The 19,941-nt window shown below is 59.4% G+C and carries 8 protein-coding genes; all 8 read left to right on the forward strand.

The window, feature by feature from the left end:
* Positions 1 to 177 precede the first annotated feature (177 nt).
* On the forward strand, positions 178 to 1,017 hold the full coding sequence (prmA, locus tag AC5FXY_RS21150; protein ID WP_493558716.1) for a 50S ribosomal protein L11 methyltransferase: 840 nt from the start codon (positions 178 to 180) through the stop codon (positions 1,015 to 1,017).
* A 218-nt stretch (positions 1,018 to 1,235) separates the two neighbouring features.
* On the forward strand, positions 1,236 to 3,284 hold the full coding sequence (locus tag AC5FXY_RS21155; protein WP_493558717.1) for a tetratricopeptide repeat-containing sensor histidine kinase: 2,049 nt from the start codon (positions 1,236 to 1,238) through the stop codon (positions 3,282 to 3,284).
* 60 nt (positions 3,285 to 3,344) lie between these two features.
* Positions 3,345 to 3,971: a response regulator gene (locus AC5FXY_RS21160; RefSeq protein ID WP_493558718.1), complete on the forward strand. Its 627-nt coding sequence runs from the start codon at positions 3,345 to 3,347 to the stop codon at positions 3,969 to 3,971.
* Positions 3,972 to 4,231: 260 nt separating this feature from the next.
* The gene (locus tag AC5FXY_RS21165; protein ID WP_493558719.1) at positions 4,232 to 11,299 is read left to right on the forward strand and encodes an FG-GAP-like repeat-containing protein; all 7,068 of its coding nucleotides are present in this window, start codon (positions 4,232 to 4,234) and stop codon (positions 11,297 to 11,299) included.
* A gap of 441 nt (positions 11,300 to 11,740) precedes the next feature.
* On the forward strand, positions 11,741 to 17,230 hold the full coding sequence (locus AC5FXY_RS21170; RefSeq protein WP_493558720.1) for a hypothetical protein: 5,490 nt from the start codon (positions 11,741 to 11,743) through the stop codon (positions 17,228 to 17,230).
* 136 nt (positions 17,231 to 17,366) lie between these two features.
* On the forward strand, positions 17,367 to 18,008 hold the full coding sequence (gene plsY, locus AC5FXY_RS21175) for a glycerol-3-phosphate 1-O-acyltransferase PlsY (RefSeq protein WP_493558721.1): 642 nt from the start codon (positions 17,367 to 17,369) through the stop codon (positions 18,006 to 18,008).
* A 12-nt stretch (positions 18,009 to 18,020) separates the two neighbouring features.
* On the forward strand, positions 18,021 to 18,506 hold the full coding sequence (locus AC5FXY_RS21180; RefSeq protein WP_493558722.1) for a DUF2199 domain-containing protein: 486 nt from the start codon (positions 18,021 to 18,023) through the stop codon (positions 18,504 to 18,506).
* Between the two features lie 78 nt (positions 18,507 to 18,584).
* A partial coding sequence (locus AC5FXY_RS21185) for a dipeptidase (RefSeq protein ID WP_493558723.1) occupies positions 18,585 to 19,941 on the forward strand: 1,357 nt, incomplete at its 3' end.

Below are 19,941 nucleotides of genomic sequence, written 5' to 3' on the forward strand. Positions count from 1 at the left end.
CTTATTGAGACCTATAGCTGTTCCGCCCAATGGACTGATGCTTACCCTAAAAGTATGTGTGGTTCGTCCAGCTTTTTGGGTACCCCGCAAAACCTGCCGCATCTTTGCACCGCGAATGTGCCCACGTCCGCATTTAGTACTTGAGCACATTCAACCACATTCGCATATGTACCCCGCATGGATTTCATTGAACTGCGCGTAACGGCCCCCGCTGATCTGGCCGATATTCTGGTGGCCGAGCTCGGCGAAGTCGGTTTCGATACCTTCGAAGACAACGACGAAGGTTTCTGCGCCTACACCACCGAGGACGTATTCAACCGGGACGCCGTGGCCGAGATACTGGCCAAGTACGCCGACTGGCCCGGCGGCCACCCTACGGCCGATAGTCGCGTGATTACGCGCCAGAACTGGAACACCGAGTGGGAAAAGAATTTCCAGCCGCTGGTCATCGGCGAGAAGGTATCGGTGCGGGCCCCGTTCCACCCCGAGCGGCCTGATTTGCAGTACGACATCGTGATTATGCCGCGCATGTCGTTTGGCACGGGCCACCACAACACCACGGCGCTGATGATTGAAAATCAACTGACGGTGGACCACCAGGGCAAGCGCGTGCTCGATATGGGCTGTGGTACGGGCATCCTGGCCATCATGGCTGTGCAGCTCGGCGCCGATTACGTGCTGGCTGTGGACGTGGAGCCCTGGACGGCCGAAAACGCCGCCGACAACGCCCAGGAGAACAACGTGCAGGACAAAGTGGAAGCCCGCCTCGGCGACATCACGGCGCTGGAAGGGGAGGAGCCCTTCGACATCATCTTGGCTAACATCAACCGCAACGTGCTGCTGGAAGATATGGCTGCCTATTACCGCTACCTCAAGCCCGGCGGCCCCATCCTGTTTTCGGGCTTCTACGAAGAGGATATGCACCTCATCCGCGAAGCGGCCGAGCGTGAGGGTTTTCACTACGAGTCCATGCGGACGCGCAACGATTGGGTGTCGGCCATCTTCACGAAGCGCTAAGCCTACACAGTTACCGCGTCTGAGCACAAAGCAACTGCCGCGTCACTTTCCCGGGAAAGTGACGCGGCAGTTGCTTTGTAGAACTATGATTATTGAGGTGCTAATATTCGGTACTTTCAATTAAGTATCTTTATGCTGCCCACCTGATTGCCATTGCTTTGGTCAGACTTCATGAGCAACTCCACCTTGCTTTGAATCTGGCATTGCCGCTAGCCTATATGCCGTTTTTTTCCTCATGCTGCCGATGGCTGCTGTTGCTTATCAGTCTGTTCGGAACTACGGCGGTGGCTGCCGGTTCCTCACCGCCGCAGTCTGCCGATAGCCTTGGCTTGCCTAGTGCCCGCAGTCAGTGGTTGCGGGCGCTGAACGGGCAAACGCAGCACCGCATCGACAGCCTGCAGGCCCTTATCCAGGCCCGGCCGCAGCTGGATACGGTAAAAATCATGCTGACGACGGAGCTGGCCTGGGAAATACAGCAGCGCGATACCCGCGCCAGCCTGCCTTACCTTAAAAAGTCACTGCGCCTCGCGAGGCAGTTGCACTGCCGCGACTTTGAGGCCGAAGCGATGCTCGATCTGGCCGATTGCTACATCCTGCTGGGGGAGTACCCCAAGGCGAAATACTGGCTCAGTCTGTCGAACGCAGAATTTACCCGCGTCCACAACATCGGGGGGCAAATCCGCTGCACGGGGCGTTTCGCCAAAATAGCCGCGCAACAAGGCCAGTATGCCACGGCCCTGGCGCACTACTTTAAAGTCCCAGCCTCGTACGACGCCGGCGACACCCGCCGCTTCTATACCAGTTTGCAGATCCAGATTGGCAACGTGTACCGGCAGCTGGGGGAACTGGCCCTGGCCGAAAAGTACCTGCGCCACGCCCTGAAGGTGTCACAGCGCTGGGATTATCCCGACCGCCTGAACCTGATTTTTGGGGAGCTTGGCGAAGTACGACGCCGGCAGCAGCGCTGGGCCGAGGCCCGCCAGTACTACGCCCAAAGCATGCGCATCAGTGGGCAGCTGCATTTGACGGCCGAAATGCTGCGCATGGATATCAATTTGGCCGAGATGGACGAACAGATTGGGCACCATGCGGCCGCCATGCGGCGGGCCCACACCGTGCTCGAGCCAGCCCGTAAGATTCTTCCGCTGGCGGTGCCAAGGGTACTGGGACTATTAGGGCGTAGCAGCTTGCACCGCGGCTGGACCGATAGTGCCGTGTATTATGCCCGGCTAAGCCTGCGCGAAAGTCAGCAACTACACGCGCCGGAAGACACCCGGGACGCGCAACAGGTGCTGGCCAAGGCGTATGCCCGACAAGGCGAGTTTGCCCGCGCTTACCAAGCGCAGCAACAGTTTATGGCCGCCCGGGACAGCCTCAACGGAGCCGAAGTAAGCCGCCGCATCACGGCGCTGCAATACCGCAACGAGCTAGGCCAGCAGCGCACGCGCATCCGGCTGCTTACCCAAGAGCGGGAACTGGACCGCCTGCGGCAGCAGCGCAAAGAAGCCATGCTAGCAGGAGCTGGGCTGCTAGCTGCGTTGGGCGGCGGCGTAGTGCTCTGGGCCTACCGTCGCCGGCAGCGCCGCCGCGAAATGGCCCTACGCACCCGCATAGCAGCCGATTTGCACGACGACGTGGGCACGCTGCTGTCGCAGATTTCGCTGCAAAGCGGTCTCTTGCAAGAAGGCTTGGCCGACCGCCAGCAGCTCAGCCAAATTTCCGACGCCAGCCGCTCGGCCGTGCGCCAGCTCAACGACGTGGTGTGGAGCCTCGACGCCCACAACGACCACCTGCCCGAATTGCTCGACCGCATGTGCGATTACGCCTACGATGTCCTTGGGTCGGCGGGATTGGAATTGCGCTTTGACTTTCCGGCTGATTTGCCCGGGCAACGCTTGCCGGTGTTGTTGCGCCGTAATCTGTACCTGATCTATAAGGAAAGTCTCCACAATATTCTGAAGCATTCCGTGGCGGCTACGCGCGTAACTGTGAGCGTGCGCCTGACCACCGATGGTCAGCCACCCCTGCTAGTTATGGAAGTAACAGACGATGGCAAAGCGGGACCAGAGGCACTGACTAAAGACACGACTGCTCATGTGCGCCGCTCGGGGCATGGGCTGCGCAACATCCGGGAGCGGGCCCGCACCCTCGGCGGCACGGCCGTCTGCGACCGGGAAGAGGGCGGTTTTCGGGTGCGCGTAGCCGTGCCGTTGCTGATGGGCTGGAAGGCCTATGGGCGTGAAATGCGCGGCAAAGCGGCCTTCTAAGCGAAAAACCCGCATCAACATGCGATACTGTCGCATAAGTGAGGTCGGTAATTTTGAATTATGAAAATCCGCTTGGCTATTATTGAGGACCAACCCGCCATTCGTCAGGCGCTCAGTACCTACCTATGTGCCCAGCCGGAGTTTGAGTGTACGGTAGTGGTAGGGTCGGTGGAAGAAATGTTGGAAGCATTGGCCGATGGGGTGCCGCCGCCGCGTCTGGTGCTTTCGGATATTGGCTTGCCAGGCGCCTCCGGAATCGAAGGCATCGGGCTGTTGCGCGACCGGGCGCCAGGGGCCGAAGTGGTATTGCTGACCGTATACCAGGATGCCGACCGGACTTTCAAAGCCTTGTGTGCCGGGGCGGTGGGCTACCTGGTGAAGAGTACGCCACTGCCTGACATCAAGCAGGCGCTTCTGGATGTGGTGACCGGTGGCTCACCCATGTCGCCGGCGGTGGCCCGGCACGTGATACGCTATTTCCGGCCAGTACCCGCCGCTTCTGAGAGCAGCCTGACTCCACGTGAGCAACAAATCGTTGAAGCCTTGGAGCAGGGCTTGAGCTACAAACTGGTAGCCGACCGCCTGGGCATTAGCATCAACACCGTGCGCGCCTATATCCGCACCGTGTACGACAAGCTGCAGATTAACTCCAAAGCCGAATTGCTGAGCCGCAAGCGACACGGGTAGCAGATTGTACTGTAAGGAGGGGGGTATAATTTAGGAGGGGTCGCATCATCATGCGATGCCGCCGCGTGGAACAAGGGAAGACCTTTGTAGCGTGGAGTTGGGCCGTTCCAATTCCATTGCTGATAAAAACCTTGCAACACTTCTATCCTCCTCCAACACCCCGGTCGGCACAGAGGCCTATTTCTCGCGCATCCGGTGGGCGTTTCTTACTTAAGCAAGTAAGCTCCTGGCCCTGGCGTCTTTTTGCATTACTCGCAGCCGTGCTGGCTTCCAGCGCAGTACAGGCCGCCAACCCGGTGCTGCTCATCCAAGGCATGGGCAACGGGGGGGGCGACGTAACGGCTCTCGTCGATGCGGTGCAGATTATCCAAGTGTCGAACAACGCCGACATAACCGGGGCCCTGGCCAACGCCAGCTTCGAAACCCCCAGTGTGGGCGCCAACAACTTCCAGTACAATCCGACAGGTGGTACTTGGACGTTCACTGGTAATTCCGGGATTTCCGGGATTAGCCAGACCGGCGGCGGTTTTAGCCCACCTACACCCCCGAGCGGGGCACAGGTAGCATTCATTCAAATAACAGGCTCAATTCGGCAAACTTTGACGTTGGGCAGTGGCAGGTATGTAGTGCGGTTTCGGGCGACCCAGCGCACCAACTGCTGCGGGGCGCCTTACAACCAGCAGCTGAATGTGTACATCGATGGGGTGCTGGTGGGCAGCATTCAACCGCCGAGTGACAACACGTACGCCCAGTTCACGTCCAACGCCTTCGTGGTGGATGCGCCGGCCGTAAGCACCTTCTCGCCCACGCGCAACGCCCTGACTGCGGCCCTGACCACCAACGTGGTGGTGAACTTCTCTCAGAACATCGACAACGCCACAGCCAGTGGCATCAAAGTGTATTCGGCCCAGGCCGGGGGCAAGAAGGCCGGCGCGTACAGCACCAGCGGCGGCACGGTTACATTCAACCCGACCACCAACTTCAAGCCCGGGGAAACGGTGTTTACCACCATTCCTTCTACAGTGGCCAGCGTGGGCGGGGCTCCCACCATTTCGCCACAAGTGTACCAGTTCACGGCGGCCGCCGGCACAGGCCCGGGCACCTTCCTGAATATTGGTAGCCAGACCGTAGCTAGTTCCCCTTTCCAGGTAGCGTGGGCCGACTTGGACAACGACGGCGACTTGGACTTCCTCTCGGCTAGCAGCAACGCTAACGTCAGCGTAGGCTTCAACAACGGGCAGGGAGCCTTCACCATGGGCACGCCCATCACGGTAACCAACAGCCCGCGTGGAGTGACGGCTGCCGACCTGGACGGCGACGGCGACCTAGACGTGGTGGTTTCAACCAGTTCCAACGCCGGAACGGCCGTGGCCTTCAACAACGGCAGCGGTAGCTTCGGCGCGGCTACTTACTATCCGGCGGGCGGGGAAGCCTTGTTTGCCAGCGTAGCCGACGTGGATAGGGATGCCGATCTGGACATGCTTACGGCTACCAACGACGGCAACTCGGTGGAAATTCGCTTCAATAACGGCAGCGGCAGCTTCGGTGCGGCCAGTTCCGTGGCAACAGGCAGCGGTACGCGGGCCCTCATAACGGGCGACATTGACGGTGACGGCGACTTGGATCTGCTCACTGCTAACCAAGGGGCCGGGACCGTTAGTATTCGCGTCAATAACGGCAGCGGCTCGTTCAGCGGCTCGGCCAGCTTGACCATTGGCAACACTCCGCGCTGCGTGGTGCTGGGCGACATCGACGGCGACGGCGACCTGGACCTGCTCAGCGGCGCCAGCACCAGCAACTATGTGAGCGTAGCCAAGAACGATGGTCTCGGCAACTTCACCCTGGGCGCCTCAATAACCGTGGGCTCCGGGCCGCGCAGCATCGCACTGGGCGACATCGATGGCGACGGCGACTTGGACTTCCTCACCAGCAACTTCGAGAACGGATCGGTAAGTGTATGCCGTAACCTCGGCACTGGCACCTTTGCCGTGGAGCAGCTGATAACGGTGGGCAGCAATCCCAACTTTGTGGCCCTGGCTGACATGGATGGAGACCAAGACTTGGATGCTCTGGTAGCTAACTACTCGAGCGGCACGGTGAGTATTCTGCGCAATCAGGTCTTAATGCCCACCATCAGCAGCTTCTCGCCCAGCCCAGCTGGTATAAACATGCTCGTAACGCTGACGGGTACGAACCTAACCGCGGCTACCAGCCTGATCATCAACGGAGCAGCGGCCACCATCATTACCAACACAGCCACCAGCATCACCTTCCGCGTACCGGCAGGCGCCACGGCTACGGGCACGAGCAGCGTAACCACGGCCGCCGGCACGGCTAACAGCACCGCTTTCACCGTGTTGTTGCCGCCCGGTAATGCTTTAGCGTTCAGCAACAGCACGCCGAACTACGTTAGCATTCCGCAAACCGCCCAAAACAATTTCACCGTCGAGTACTGGGTGAACACCACCCAAACCGCCCCCGGCAGCGGGCAGTGGTACGGCGGTATCGGACTGGTTGATGGGGAAGTGGGCGGCGTGACCAACGACTTCGGTACTTCCCTGGTGGGTAACAAGGTCGCCTTCGGAATGGGCAACCCCGACCTGACTATTTTTTCGCAGACGGACATAAACGACGGCCGCTGGCACCACGTAGCGGCCACCCGCAGCGGCAGCACCTTCCTGCTCTACATCGACGGACAACTGGAAGCGAGCGGCAGCGGTGCGGGCACAGCGGCTCGTTCGGCGCCCTCGCGCCTGACCCTCGGGATGCTCCAAACCGGCGCTAACGGCTTTTTCGTTGGCCGCCTCGACGAGGTGCGCATCTGGAGCACGGCCCGCACGGCGGCAGAAATCCAGAGTACCTACCGCACTCCGCTATCGGTGCCGCAGACCAACCTAGAGGCTTACTATTCCTTCGATCAAGGCATTGCCGGAGGCACTAATTCGGGCCTGACGACGCTCTCCGACCTGCCCGGTTACGGCAACAACGGGACGCTGTTCAACTTTCAATTGACCGGTACGGCCTCCAACTGGGTGGAAAGTTACGCTATGGTAGTGCCCACGGCCACGGCTGCTACTAGCATCAGCAACAGTGGCTTCACGGCCAACTGGACTGCTCCTGGCATCGGAACCGTGGACAACGGCTACCGCTTGGACGTATCCACCAACGCGGCCTTCACTGCCCCCATCAGCGGCTCGCCCTTCAACGTGACCGGCGCCACCTCGCGCGCCATTACCGGGCTGTATCCTAATCAAACGTACTACTACCGCGTCCGGGCCGATAAAACTTCGGTCACGGGACAAGGCGCCAACTCGGGCACTATCACGACGACGACTGGTCCGCTCGTGGCCCCGGGCAACACGCTCGATTTCGTAAGCGCCAACAGCAACTACGTGCGCGTACCGGACAATGCTTCGTTGGACATGGGTACGAGCAACTTCACGGTAGAAATGTGGCTGCTGAAGAAAGCGTCCTCGGCGGGGTTCTCCAACACCGGCGGCCCAGGCAAGTGGAACACCGGCTCCTCGCCCGGCACCAACGAGTGGCTGCTGAACACGACCACCGGCGGCAGCGACGACATTCCTTCCTTCTTGGTGGAAAGTGGCATCACGAACTACCAATGCGGTGCCACCACGGCGCTGGTGCTGAACCGCTGGTACCACGTGGCTGGCGTGCGCGAGGGAAATCAGCTGCGCATTTACGTCAACGGGGTGTTGGAAAATACCATCAGCACCGGCAGCACCATCGCCGTAAACAACGTGAGCGGGCGCGACTTGCTGCTGGGAGCTATTGTCGATAACAATACGGCCAGCTACTTCTCCAACCTGCGCTTCGATGAAGTGCGTATTTGGAAGGAAGCCCGTACGGCGGCTCAGATTCAGGCAGGCATGGTAGCCACGGTTCCGGCTACCTCGGCCAACCTGATGGCGTACTACAATTTCGATCAGGGCTTTGCCGGCGGGACCAATACCGGACTGAATACGCTGCCCGACCTGACGAGCAACGGCAACAACGGCACCTTGAACGGCTTCGCACTGACGGGTGCTACCTCCAACTGGGTGGAAAGCTACGCGATGGTGGTGCCCACGGCCACGGCCGCCACGAGCATCAGCAACAGCGGATTCACGGCCAACTGGACGGCCCCGTCCATCGGTACAGTGAGCAACTACGTGCTCGACGTGTCAACCAACGCCGCCTTTACTGCTCCCGTTTCAGGCTCGCCCTTCACCGTGACGGGTGCTACCTCGCGTGCACTCACGGGGCTGGCCGCTGGCACCACGTACCACTACCGGGTACGGGCCAATAAAACGTCCGTTGCCGGTCAGGGTGCGCACTCCAATGCACTATCAGTTACCACACCATCGAACGTATCGAGCCTGAGCAACCTCGTGCTCAGCGCTGGTACGCTCTCCCCAAACTTCGCCGCCGGCACCACCAGCTACACGCTCTCGACGGCTGCGACTTCGACAACGGTAACGCCAACCATAACGCAAGCCAACGCTACAGTACGGGTAAACGGTACCCTTGTCACGAGTGGCACGGCTTCGGCGCCCGTTACCCTGAACCCAGGCGCCAACACTATTTCCGTGCTGGTAACGGCGCAGGATGGCGCCACCCAGACCACGTACACGGTGAACGTAACCCGCACCTGCACCGTAACGGCGGTGGCCCAGAACGTAACCGTGTCGTTGGATGCAAACGGTACCGCGACGGTCCTAGCCTCGGCAATCAATAACGGCAGCAGCTCTTCCTGTGGCGCCGTGACAGTGAGCCTGGGCGACCCTACCGAGCGCATCAGCAACGGGGCATTTACATCCAACGCCACTGGTTGGACCATCAGCAGCGTTGATGGTGCCGGTGGCTGGCGTAGTACAGGCGGTAACCCCGGCGGCCAGTTCATCCTGAATGACAACGGCGGCCCTACGGACCCGACCATCTCGCAGACCGTGACCGGACTGACGGCCGGCGCGACGTACGTAGTGAGCGGCAGCGTCCGCAACGGTACTGGCTATGGTAGCCCGGCTATCGGCATTGCGTTGCTGGCTTTTGACGTGAACGGCACCCAGCGGACAACTTTCCCCAACCCAGGCACCACCTGGGCTAGCTTCAGCTATAGCTTTACTGCCCCAGCGAGCAGTGTGACCCTGGCTTTCCGCGCTGAAATCAACGGCTCCGACTTCGACGCGGCCGTTGACAACCTGAGCCTGCGTATGAGCCCGAGCAGCAGTCAAGCCTTTAGCTGTGCTAACGTAGGAGCTAACACGGTTATGCTGACCGCAACCGACAGCTACGGAGGCAGCAATACGACTACGGCTACGGTTACGGTGCGGGACAACAACGCTCCAACTGCCGTAGCGCAGAACCTGGCCGTGAACCTGAATGCCAGCGGCACGGCTACGGTGACAGGTACGCAGATCAACAACGGTAGTACCGACAACTGCAGTTCGCTGACCTATACCCTGCAGAAACACTCCATGGCTGTAATTTTTGGCGAAGTGAGTGAAGGCGGTACTTTGACGCTGACCGCCCCGAACGGCGGTATCTTCACTTCGGTTGACTTTGCCAGTTACGGCACGCCTACGGGCTCCGCCGGCAACTACACCATCAACCCCGGCTGCCACGCCAGTACTAGCGTGGCGACTGTGAGTAGCTACCTGATTGGTAACAACTCGGGCAGCATTCCGGCCACCAATGTGGTGTTTGGCGACCCGTGCGTGGGAACTGTGAAACGGCTGTACGTGCGCGCTACTTATGCTTACTTGGCTGCTGGTACGGCTGCCGCTCCGCAGGTAACTTACACCTGCTCTGAAGTGGGCACCAATTACGTGACGATGACGGCTACCGACGCCAGCGGCAACCAAAGCACGGCCACCGCTCAGGTAACGGTAACGGTACCCGTCACGCCCACCACTACCTGGACGGGCGGTAGCAGCACGGCTTGGACTGATTGCAGCAACTGGAGCTTCGGCAAGACGCCGGATGCGTTGACTCACGTAGTAATTCCCGGCGGACTAAGCCGCTATCCCAGCTTGACCAGCGGCACCCTCACGGCTGCTGATGTAACGGTAAACAGCGGGGCCGCGCTTGCCGTAGCAGCGGGTGCTACCTTGGAAGTGTTCGGTAACTGGACCAACAACGGCACGGCCACACTCACTGGCACCGTGGCTTTCCGGGGTGCTACGGCTCAGTCGATCAGCGGTACCAGCACTAGCTCGTTTGCTTTACTCACGGTAAACAAAACAGCTAATACAACGCTCACCTTGCAACGCCACACGGCCGTAACTGGTACGCTCACCATGAGCAGTGGCCAGCTAGCTACGGGAGTTTACAATCTGACGGCTACCGGCGCCACACTTATTGAAACCGGCAGCAGCTACGTGCTGGGCAATGTGCTGAGCGTTGCCACGCTGAATACCGCCGGTACCCGGTATACCTTTGGCGGCCTGGGGCTAGCCCTGACGCCGAGCGGCAGCACGTTGCCTGGCCTGACCACGGTCCTCCGTGTCACGGGCACTGCGCTCAGCGGCCAGAACAACAGCACCAGCATCAAGCGCTACTACGACATTACGGCCCAAAACAACACCGGCCTGAACGTGACGCTGGAGTTTGGGTACTTCGACGCAGAACTGAACAACCTGGGCGAATCAACGCTAGGCCTGTTCCGCTCCACCACCGGTACGAATGGTCCGTGGCAGTACTTGGCCGCTAGCAGCCGCAATGCTACCAGCAACGTCGTCACGGCCACTGGTGTTACCGGCTTCTCTATCTGGACGCTGGGCACCTCAGCCAATCCGCTGCCAGTGGAGCTGATCGGCTTCACAGCGCAGGCCCAAGGTGCCGACGCGCAGCTGCGCTGGGCTACGGCGCAGGAGCGTAACAACGCTTACTTCGAGGTGGAAAGCAGCGTCGACGGCCGCGCCTTCCTGCCGCTCACGCGGGTAGCAGGCCAAGGCAACGCCAGCAGCCGCCACGACTATCAGTGGCTCGATGCCCGCATTGCCCGCTACGGTGCCGCTGTGGTCTACTACCGCCTCAAGCAAGTAGATACCGACGGCTCAGTACAGTATTCTGACGTACGCACGGTAAGCATTTCTACCGCCGTTAGCAGCACCCTGCAGCTGTACCCGAACCCTGCCCGTAGCCGCGCTACGGTAACAGGAGCTACTGCCGGGGCAGCCGTAGAGGTGTACGACGCAGCCGGCCGCCTTGTGCAGCGGGTTCCAGCCGATGCTGCCGGTGCCGCCCAGTTGAGCCTGCCCGAAGGGCTGCCGACTGGGGTGTACATGGTGCGTAGCGGCTACCAAACGCTGCGCCTAATGGTAGAGTAGCCCAGCTCTGCCTAAGGTTTGAAAGCCCGGTTGCTCTTCGTGAGTGGCCGGGCTTTTTGCTGCGTCCTGACTACCCGCTTTACGCTAAAAATCAACCCGAGCGCGACTTAGGATCAGTACGCCGTAGCCAGCACGGATAGGGCAGTCATTGGGCAGCAAAACAGCCCCTGGACCAATATTTGTACGACTGGCTGCAACATATTGATAGTCAAGTAGACCTTGAAAAAGAACTGCTGCATTGACTCCAGGCAGTGGTATCTTTGTAGGCGTATCCAGCTTCCGCGGGCCGCCAATGTCCTGCATTGAGCTCCTCGGCTGTAGGATCAAATCCACCTAAAAAAGAACGAAACCTCGATTCGACGCTGCTACAGGCCATTCCGAAAATAGTCTGGTAGCTTTTGCCGAAATTGTAGGCGACTCAATCCGCCCACCAGGCATTATATGAAGCATTTTGCCACGTGGGGACTTTGCGCGTTGTTGGCATGGGGTTCGGCGGTTACCGGCCGCGCCCAGACTGCTAAGCCGCAAGCCCCTGCCGCCACTACTCCACCCCCGGCCGCTGCCGTCCGCCCCGGCAGTGCCCCGTTCAGTACCGACCCCGAGCAATTTATCGGGGAGGTGGTAGCCCTTATGGCCACCACCAAAAACCCTCAAGCCATTGCGCTTACCGAGCAGTTGCGGCAGCTCTGGGCTTCCAATAAGCTGACCACTTCCCAGCAGGGCAAATTCATAGAGCTAGCGCGGCAGATGCAGGCCCGCCGGTTGAAGCCTCGGCCTCATCTGGAAGCTTTCTTCGGGATGATTGTGGCCTCCAAGCAGGGCCAGCAGGTGCTCAACGACCAGCAGATGGATCAGCTGCTGGACGTAACCGGTAAGACCTTGGTGCCGCAGGACCTGCAGGATTTGCAGAAGTTTATCGCATCCACCACCCAGTTTCTGAAAACCCGGGAGCTGTATAGTTCTCGCTACAACCGCCTACGGCTGGGCGCGGGCGGCACCGTGTCGTTTGCTTACAACGATACCGATTACCCTGTACCACCGCAGCCAAAAGCTCCGGAGCCCGAACCGGTAAGAACGGCCGAACCCCTCAAGACCACACCGGCCAAGACGCCCGCTAAAGCTGCCGCCAAGCCAGCCGCCAAACCTGCTCCCGCCAAGAAAAAAAGTGGCTGGGACGATTGGGACAGCGGCGACTGGGGCAACAGCGGTTGGGGCTCCAGCTCCGATGACGGCTGGGGTGCGCCCGCGAAAAAGAAAACTACTCCCGCGCCGGCCAAAAAAGCCACGGCCACTACGCCCGCCAAGCCGGGCGCTCAGCCCGCCGCCGTTAAAGAGCCGGAACCCGAGCCCACGCCTGAGCCGGCCCTGCCCGCTTACGCCAGCTACTACGCCCCGCCAAGCACCAAAGGCCCGGTGCTGGTGCTGAAGGACGCCGACTTGCTCATCGCTACGGCTTACGACTCGGTGCTAATCCAGAAAACCAGCGGCTCGTTGGTAACGGGTACTGGCAAGTTTGTGGGCCAGGGAGGCACCTTCGGCTGGCAGCTCAACGGCAACCCCGTAACGGCCGAGCTGACCACGTTCGACATGGACGTGAACAAGCCCGAGTTCAAGGCTGAACCTGTTACGCTCACGTACCCGGCCGTGCTGGAAGCCCCCGTGAAGGGCGCAATGGCTTACAAGAGCGTGCAAAAGAAAGGCGGTGCTGATACCGGCTTCCCGCGCTTTGTATCGTTCACCAACGACGCCCGCGTCAAGAACATTGGCGACAACATCAAGTACCAAGGCGGCTTCTCACTGAGCGGCCGGCAGATGTACAGTGCCACGCTGGACGGTTCTCTGTCGCGCATTACGGTGGAATACGAGGGCAAGCCGCGCTTCCGTGCCGCCTCGCGCAACTACCAGCTCGGCGACACACTGATTTCATCGAACCGCGCTTCGGTTACTATTTTCCAGGACAAGTCGGACTCGCTTACCCACCCGGGGGTAAAGCTGAAGTTCTCCAAGCCGCGGCAGGTGCTGACCATGGCCCGCGAGGAAGGCTTGTACAAATCGACCTCGTACTACGACTCCTACCACCAGATGGAGCTCACGGCTGAACAGGTGACTTGGAACCTGCGCACACCGAACATCAACTTCCAGACCCTCACGGCCAAAAATCAGGTAACGGCTGGCTTCGAGTCGAAAGAATTCTACACCAATACTCGCTATCAGCAGATCAAGGCCATCAACAAGATGCACCCGCTGCAGATGGTAGTGGGCTACAGCCAGACGCACAACAACGTGAAGCGCTTCACGGTGCAGGACATGGTAGATGCCCTGAACCTAAAAGAGCCCAACGTGCGCTCGGCTGTGGCTGGCCTGGCCCGCGACGGTTACGTGTCCATCAGCCCCATCAACGGCGACATTACGCTGCTGCCCAAGGCCCTGCACTACGTAAACTCCTCGCGCGGCAAGAAGGACTACGACCACATTGCCATTAAGTCCTTGTCGCCGAACGGGCAGAATGCCACGCTCAACCTGAACAACAACGTGCTATTGGTACGTGGCGTGGACCGTTTCAACTTCTCCGACGACTCCATCACGGTGTTTGTGAAGCCCGACTCCAGCATCGTGCGTATTCAGAAAAACCGCAACATCGACTTCAACGGCACGGTGGTGGCCTCGGCCTTTATCTTTAAAGGCAAGGAGTTTAAGTTCGATTACGACGGCTTCTTCATCGACATGTTCAAGATCGACTCCATCATTGTGAAGGGGAAGAACTCGAAAGGCTCGGCACTGAAAGCCCGTAAGGAGTCGGACTTTACGCTCACCAACAAAGACCGGCACTCCGCTGGCCGCTTGTACATCAACGCGCCTAACAACAAATCGGGCCGCAAAAAGCTGGGCGCATACCCCACCTTCGACGCAACAACGGGCGCTTACGTGTTCTTCAACAAGCCCGAAGTACTGGGCGGGGCCTACGATACTACCATTTTCTTCGACATCCCGCCCTTTAAGCTCGATTCCCTAAACAACGGCAACCGGGCTGCGGTGGGCTTCAAGGGCACCTTCGTGTCGGGCGGGATTCTGCCGCCGTTCCAGACTAAGCTCACCATGCAGGACGACGGCTCTCTGGGCTTCGCATATGCGGTTCCCAAAGACGGGTTCCCGGTGTATGGGGGCAAAGGACGCCTGTTCAACCAAGTAAAGATGAGCAACCGCGGCATCCAAGGTGACGGCGAAATCCGCTACCTCTCGGGTACCTTGCTAAGCGACCAGTTTATCTTCTATAAGGACTCGGTGGTGACGGTGGGCAAGTCGGCCCAGATCAAGGAAGGGCCACTGAACGGGGCCGAGTACCCGAAAGTGGCCTTGCTGCCCGGCTACCAGATGAAATGGGTGGTGAAGGCCGATTCCATGTACCTCTCCACGCCTCGCACCGGGGAAGCCATGCGCTTCTACGACGGCAACTACAAGTACAAAGGCACCGCCACGCTCACGCCCAAAGGCCTCTACGGTTTTGGCCGCATGGAAAGTGAGCAGTCCATCATTCGCTCGCCTTCGTTCACCTTCCTGCCCACGGAGTACAAAGGCAACAACGGTATTGTGAGCGTGAAATCGGCGGACGAGAAGAAGGCCGCCCTGACCGCCCCCGATGTGGCCTTCACGTACGACATCAAGCGCAGCTTCGCCGAATTCACCCGCGAGCCAAACGCCAAGACCTCTATCGAACTGCCGTACTCGCAGTACCGCACCACGCTGAGCGGCGGCCGTTGGGATTTCAAGAAAAAGAGTGTGCAGCTGCGCGTAGCACCGGGGCAGGACTCCACGCGGGCTTATTTCTTCTCCACCAAGACGGAGCAGAAAGGCCTGCGCTTCCGCGCCGCCACCGGCATGTACGACTTGAACAAGTTCCGCCTCATCGCCGGCGGCGTACCGTACATCGCCTCGGCTGACGCCTGGATCGAGCCGGATTCCAACAAAGTATACATCCTCGGCAACGCCGAGATGCGCGCCTTCCAGAACGCCGGCATCGTGATGGACACCTTGGGCAAGTTCCACGAGCTGTACAAGGGCGAAATCAAAGTGCTGTCGCGCCTGCAGTTCACCGGCAACGCGCTGCACAAGTACAAAACGCCGACCGATTCCTTCGCCATCAAGTTCTCCAACTTCACCATCGACTCCACTGGGGTTGCCGGTTACAAGGGCGGCGAGGGTAAGAAGCGTTCCGGTGGCTTATTGAAGCGTGGCAAGGAAGAAGCGCCAGTAGCGCCGGGCACGATGGCCCAAGCCGACATCAAGGCCGCCGACAAGTTCCGGCTTGCCCCGCGCATTCAGTACCGCGGGGCCATGACCATGAACTCGCAGCGCAAAGGCTTTATGTTCGATGGCCAGGCCCGCCTGGAGTTCAGCAAGCTGCAAACCTCAGCCGACTGGTTCCCGGTACAGGATAGTATCGACCCGCAGTTTGTGCGGATAAAGCTGCGCGAAGCCAAGGCCGAAGACGGTACCCCTATGGTTACCGGCTTGTACCTCTCCGATGGCACTGGCAGGCCGTACCCGCTCTTCGTGGCCGTGAAACCGAACGTAACCGACGCCAACTTCTTCGAAGTGGACGGCGAACTGACCTACGACCCGAAGAAGCGCATCTACAGCATCAGCCGTCACGATTACCGTAATCAGGAAATCTACGAGGGCTCGGTACTGACGGTGAACGACACCACGGGGGTATTGAACTTCCGCGGGAAGATGAACCTCATCAACTCCAACAAGGACTACACGCTGGCTATGGCGGGCCTGGGCCGGGCTAATCCCGACTCCAACCGTTACCAGCTTGATGCCATGATGGCCTTCGATCTGACCTTCCCCGACAAGGCTTTGGAAGCCATGGCCGATGATTTGGCCAAGTACTCGAAAGGGCTGCCCGAGGCACTGGTCAACTCGCAAAACGAGTACTACAAGATGGCCGAGTTTGCTGGCCAGAAGACCGTCAGCGAATACGCCAACCGCAAGGGTGGCAACTACGTGCCGCTGCAGAAAGTATCGACGAAGTTCCTGCACGACATTGTGCTGAGCCAGGTAAACCTGCGCTGGTCGCCGAAGCACAACGCGTGGCACTCGGTAGGCAAAATCGGCTTGGTGAGCATCGGCAAAAAGGACATCAACGCCATGATCGACGGCTACATCGAAATCAAAAAGGAAAGCACCGGCGACAACGTGGAGCTGTACCTGGAGGCCGACCCCGAGACGTGGTACTACTTCAAGTATGCCGAGAACAAACTGCTAGCCAAAGCCCAGCACGGCTCCTTCGATGAAATTCTGGGCCGCGCCGCTAAAGGTGATTACAACACGGCCACCAACTTCGGCTTCTTCCTCGGGGATGAGCAGGAAAAGGTGCTCTTCGTGAATCACTTCCGCAAAGACTACCTCGGCGAAACCAAGCCGCAAAAGCAAGCCGTGCGTCCGCAGAGTTCCGGCAACTTCGACTTCATGGAGGACAACGCCAAGAAGAAAAAGAAGCAAGTAGAGGAGGAGCCCGCCGCCGATGCTGATCCGGCCGCCGATGTCGAATCGGGTAAGAAGAAAAAGAAGAAGAAAAAGGACGAAGCTGCTGCTGACGACCCCTTCGCATCGGGTGGCGGTGATGCGGCTCCGGTCGAAGAGCCCACTAAGAAGGAGAAGAAGAAAAAGCAGGAAGAAGTAGCGGCTGATGCGCCAACCGAACCGGCCGCTGAACCTTCCAAGAAAGACAAGAAAAAGAAGGAGGAAATAGCCGCCGACGCTCCGGCCGAACCGGCTGCCGAACCGACCAAAAAGGAGAAGAAGAAAAAAGAGGAAGCCGCTCCGGCTGAAGACAATCCGCAGGAGCCGGCCAAGGAGCCGAAGAAAGAAAAAGAGAAAAAGGCTTCGAAGAAGAAAAACGAAGACGACCCCTTCGGTGACAAGTAAGCTTCTCTTAGTTACTGCAAACCGCCTCGGCTCCGGCTGGGGCGGTTTTGTTTTATATCGGCCCAGGGCAAGGCGACGTACTTTTACGCCTGCCACAGCCTCCTATCTTTGGTAGCTCCTCCATTAGCCCCCACTCATGAATTTGGCCATAGTTCTACCGCTCCTCGTTCTGGCTTACCTGCTTGGCTCTATTCCTACCGCGCTGTGGGTAGGCCACCGCTTCTTTGGCATCGATGTGCGAGAACATGGCTCCGGCAATGCGGGTGCCACCAATACCTTCCGGGTGCTGGGCAAAAAGCCAGGCTCCTTCGTGCTGTTTATAGATGCGCTGAAGGGTTTCGTGGCTGCCTATTTCCTGCCGTTGCTGATGGTCAGCCAAGGGGCCATACAGCCCGAGCACGAGGTGTATTACCGTCTGGCCTGCGGGGTGCTGGCCGTGGTGGGGCACATCTACCCGGTGTTTGCGCAGTTTCGCGGAGGCAAGGGCGTGGCAACCATTTTGGGCATGATGCTGGGCGTGGCCCCGGCTACTGTGGGTGTGTGCCTGCTGATCTTCGTCGCGGTGCTGCTCATCAGCCGTTACGTCTCATTGAGCAGCATGACGGCCGGCGTGGCCTTCGCACTGCTGCAGCTGACGCCCGCGTTTCGTCCGCCGCAGGAGTTTCTGATCTACGTGGGCTTCGTGCTGGCGGCCCTGCTGATTTACACGCACCGGGCGAATATCGGGCGCCTGCGGGCCGGGACGGAAAGTAGGGTGCCACTGTTTGGGCGGAAGTAAGAGCGAGTGTCGATGAGCTACCTATGTGCGTGCTGTGGTCAAACCCATGAAGGCTTGCCAGATGTAGGATCTTCGGCTCCTTGGCTGATGTACACCATTCCACAGGAGGAGCGCCCCATGCGTGTTGTCCTAACAGAGAATACCTGTGTTATCGATAACCAGGATTTCTTCATCCGCGGGGTGGTTGAAATACCGGTACATGGGCAGGATGAAACCTTCGGGCTCGGGGTATGGGTGAGCCAGTCAGAGGAGCACTTTTGGTGTTATCAGGATAACCCCGACACAGACACAATAGGACCGTTCTTTGGGTGGCTATGTACTGAACTAGCAGCATTTGCACCTATGCTCAGTCTCAAAACAAGAGCCCACTTTCAAGGTAATAGTCTACGTCCTTGGATAGAACTGGAGCCCACGGACCATCCTTTGGCAGTTGCCCAACGAGAAGGGATAAGCCTAGAACGAGCTTGGGAGATTGTTCATGAGTATATGACAGAGTAGCTGTTCCAAGTCTGCTTCTAATCCGCTGGCCTCTTACCTTTACGCCCTCTCCACCCGACGACTTTACATTCCTGCTGAATGACCTCAACCTACCTCACCGACAATCAGGACCGGTTCCTGAGCGAGCTGCTCGATTGGCTGCGCATTCCTTCTGTATCGGCCGACCCTAAGTTCCACGGCGACGTGCTGCGCGCCGCTGAGTACCTGAAGACCCGCCTCGAAGAAGTGGGCCTCGACAACGTGGAACTGTGCCCCACGGCCGGCAACCCCATCGTGTACGGCGAAAAGCTCATCGACCCGAGCTTGCCCACCGTGCTCGTGTACGGCCACTACGACGTGCAGCCCGCCGACCCCTACGAGCTGTGGACCTCGGGTCCCTTTGACCCGGTCATCAAGGACGGCAACATCTACGCCCGCGGTGCTTGCGACGACAAAGGCCAAGTGTATATGCACGTGAAGGCTTTTGAAGTGCTGAATCAGCAAGGCGGCGTGCCCTGCAACGTGAAGGTGATGATTGAAGGCGAAGAGGAAATCGGCTCCAACAACCTCAGCATCTTCGTCAACGCCAACCGTGAGAAGCTGCGCGCCGACGTGGTGCTGCTCTCCGATACGGGCATCATCGCCAACGATACGCCCAGCATTGAGGTGGGTCTGCGCGGCCTTTCGTACCACGAGGTGGAGGTGACCGGCCCCAACCGCGACCTGCACTCGGGCCTGTACGGCGGCGCCGTGCACAACCCCATCAACGCGCTGTGCAAAATGATTGCCTCGCTGCACGACGAGAACGGCCACATCACCATTCCCGGCTTCTACGACAAGGTGCAGGTACTCTCCGATGAGGAGCGCGCCGAGCTAAACAAAGCGCCTTACAACGAGGAAGAATACAAGGACAGCATAGGTCTGCCCGCCACCTACGGCGAGAAGGGCTACACCACCCTGGAGCGCACCAGCATCCGGCCCACGCTCGACGTGAACGGCATCTGGGGCGGCTACACCGGTGAAGGCGCCAAGACGGTTATTGCTTCTAAGGCCTACGCCAAAATCTCGATGCGACTGGTGCCGCACCAGACCTCCGAGGAAATCAGCCAGATCTTCCAGCAACACTTCACCAGCATTGCGCCTGAGGGCGTGACGGTGGTGGTGAAGCCTCATCACGGCGGTGAGCCGGTGGTAACGCCAACGGATTCGGTGGCCTACAAAGCCGCTGCTCAAGCCATGGAAGATACCTTCGGTAAGAAGCCCATCCCGACGCGCGGCGGTGGTTCCATCCCGATTGTGGCCATGTTCAAATCTGAGCTGGGCGTAGACTCGGTGCTGCTCGGCTTCGGCCTTGATTCCGACGCCATTCACTCGCCCAATGAGAAGTACGGCGTGTTCAACTTCATGAAGGGCATCGAGACGATTCCGCTGTTTTACCAGCACTACGCCCGCCTGA

The organism is Hymenobacter sp. FMD4, from assembly GCF_058932745.1.

What these genes read in the sequence shown, in the direction of transcription:
- AC5FXY_RS21170 (WP_493558720.1), top strand. Translation starts at nt 11,741, where the DNA reads ATGAAGCATTTTGCCACGTGGGGACTTTGCGCGTTGTTGGCATGGGGT.
- AC5FXY_RS21160 (WP_493558718.1), top strand. Translation starts at nt 3,345, where the DNA reads ATGAAAATCCGCTTGGCTATTATTGAGGACCAACCCGCCATTCGTCAG.
- plsY (WP_493558721.1), top strand. Translation starts at nt 17,367, where the DNA reads ATGAATTTGGCCATAGTTCTACCGCTCCTCGTTCTGGCTTACCTGCTT.
- prmA (WP_493558716.1), top strand. Translation starts at nt 178, where the DNA reads ATGGATTTCATTGAACTGCGCGTAACGGCCCCCGCTGATCTGGCCGAT.
- AC5FXY_RS21180 (WP_493558722.1), top strand. Translation starts at nt 18,021, where the DNA reads ATGAGCTACCTATGTGCGTGCTGTGGTCAAACCCATGAAGGCTTGCCA.
- AC5FXY_RS21155 (WP_493558717.1), top strand. Translation starts at nt 1,236, where the DNA reads ATGCCGTTTTTTTCCTCATGCTGCCGATGGCTGCTGTTGCTTATCAGT.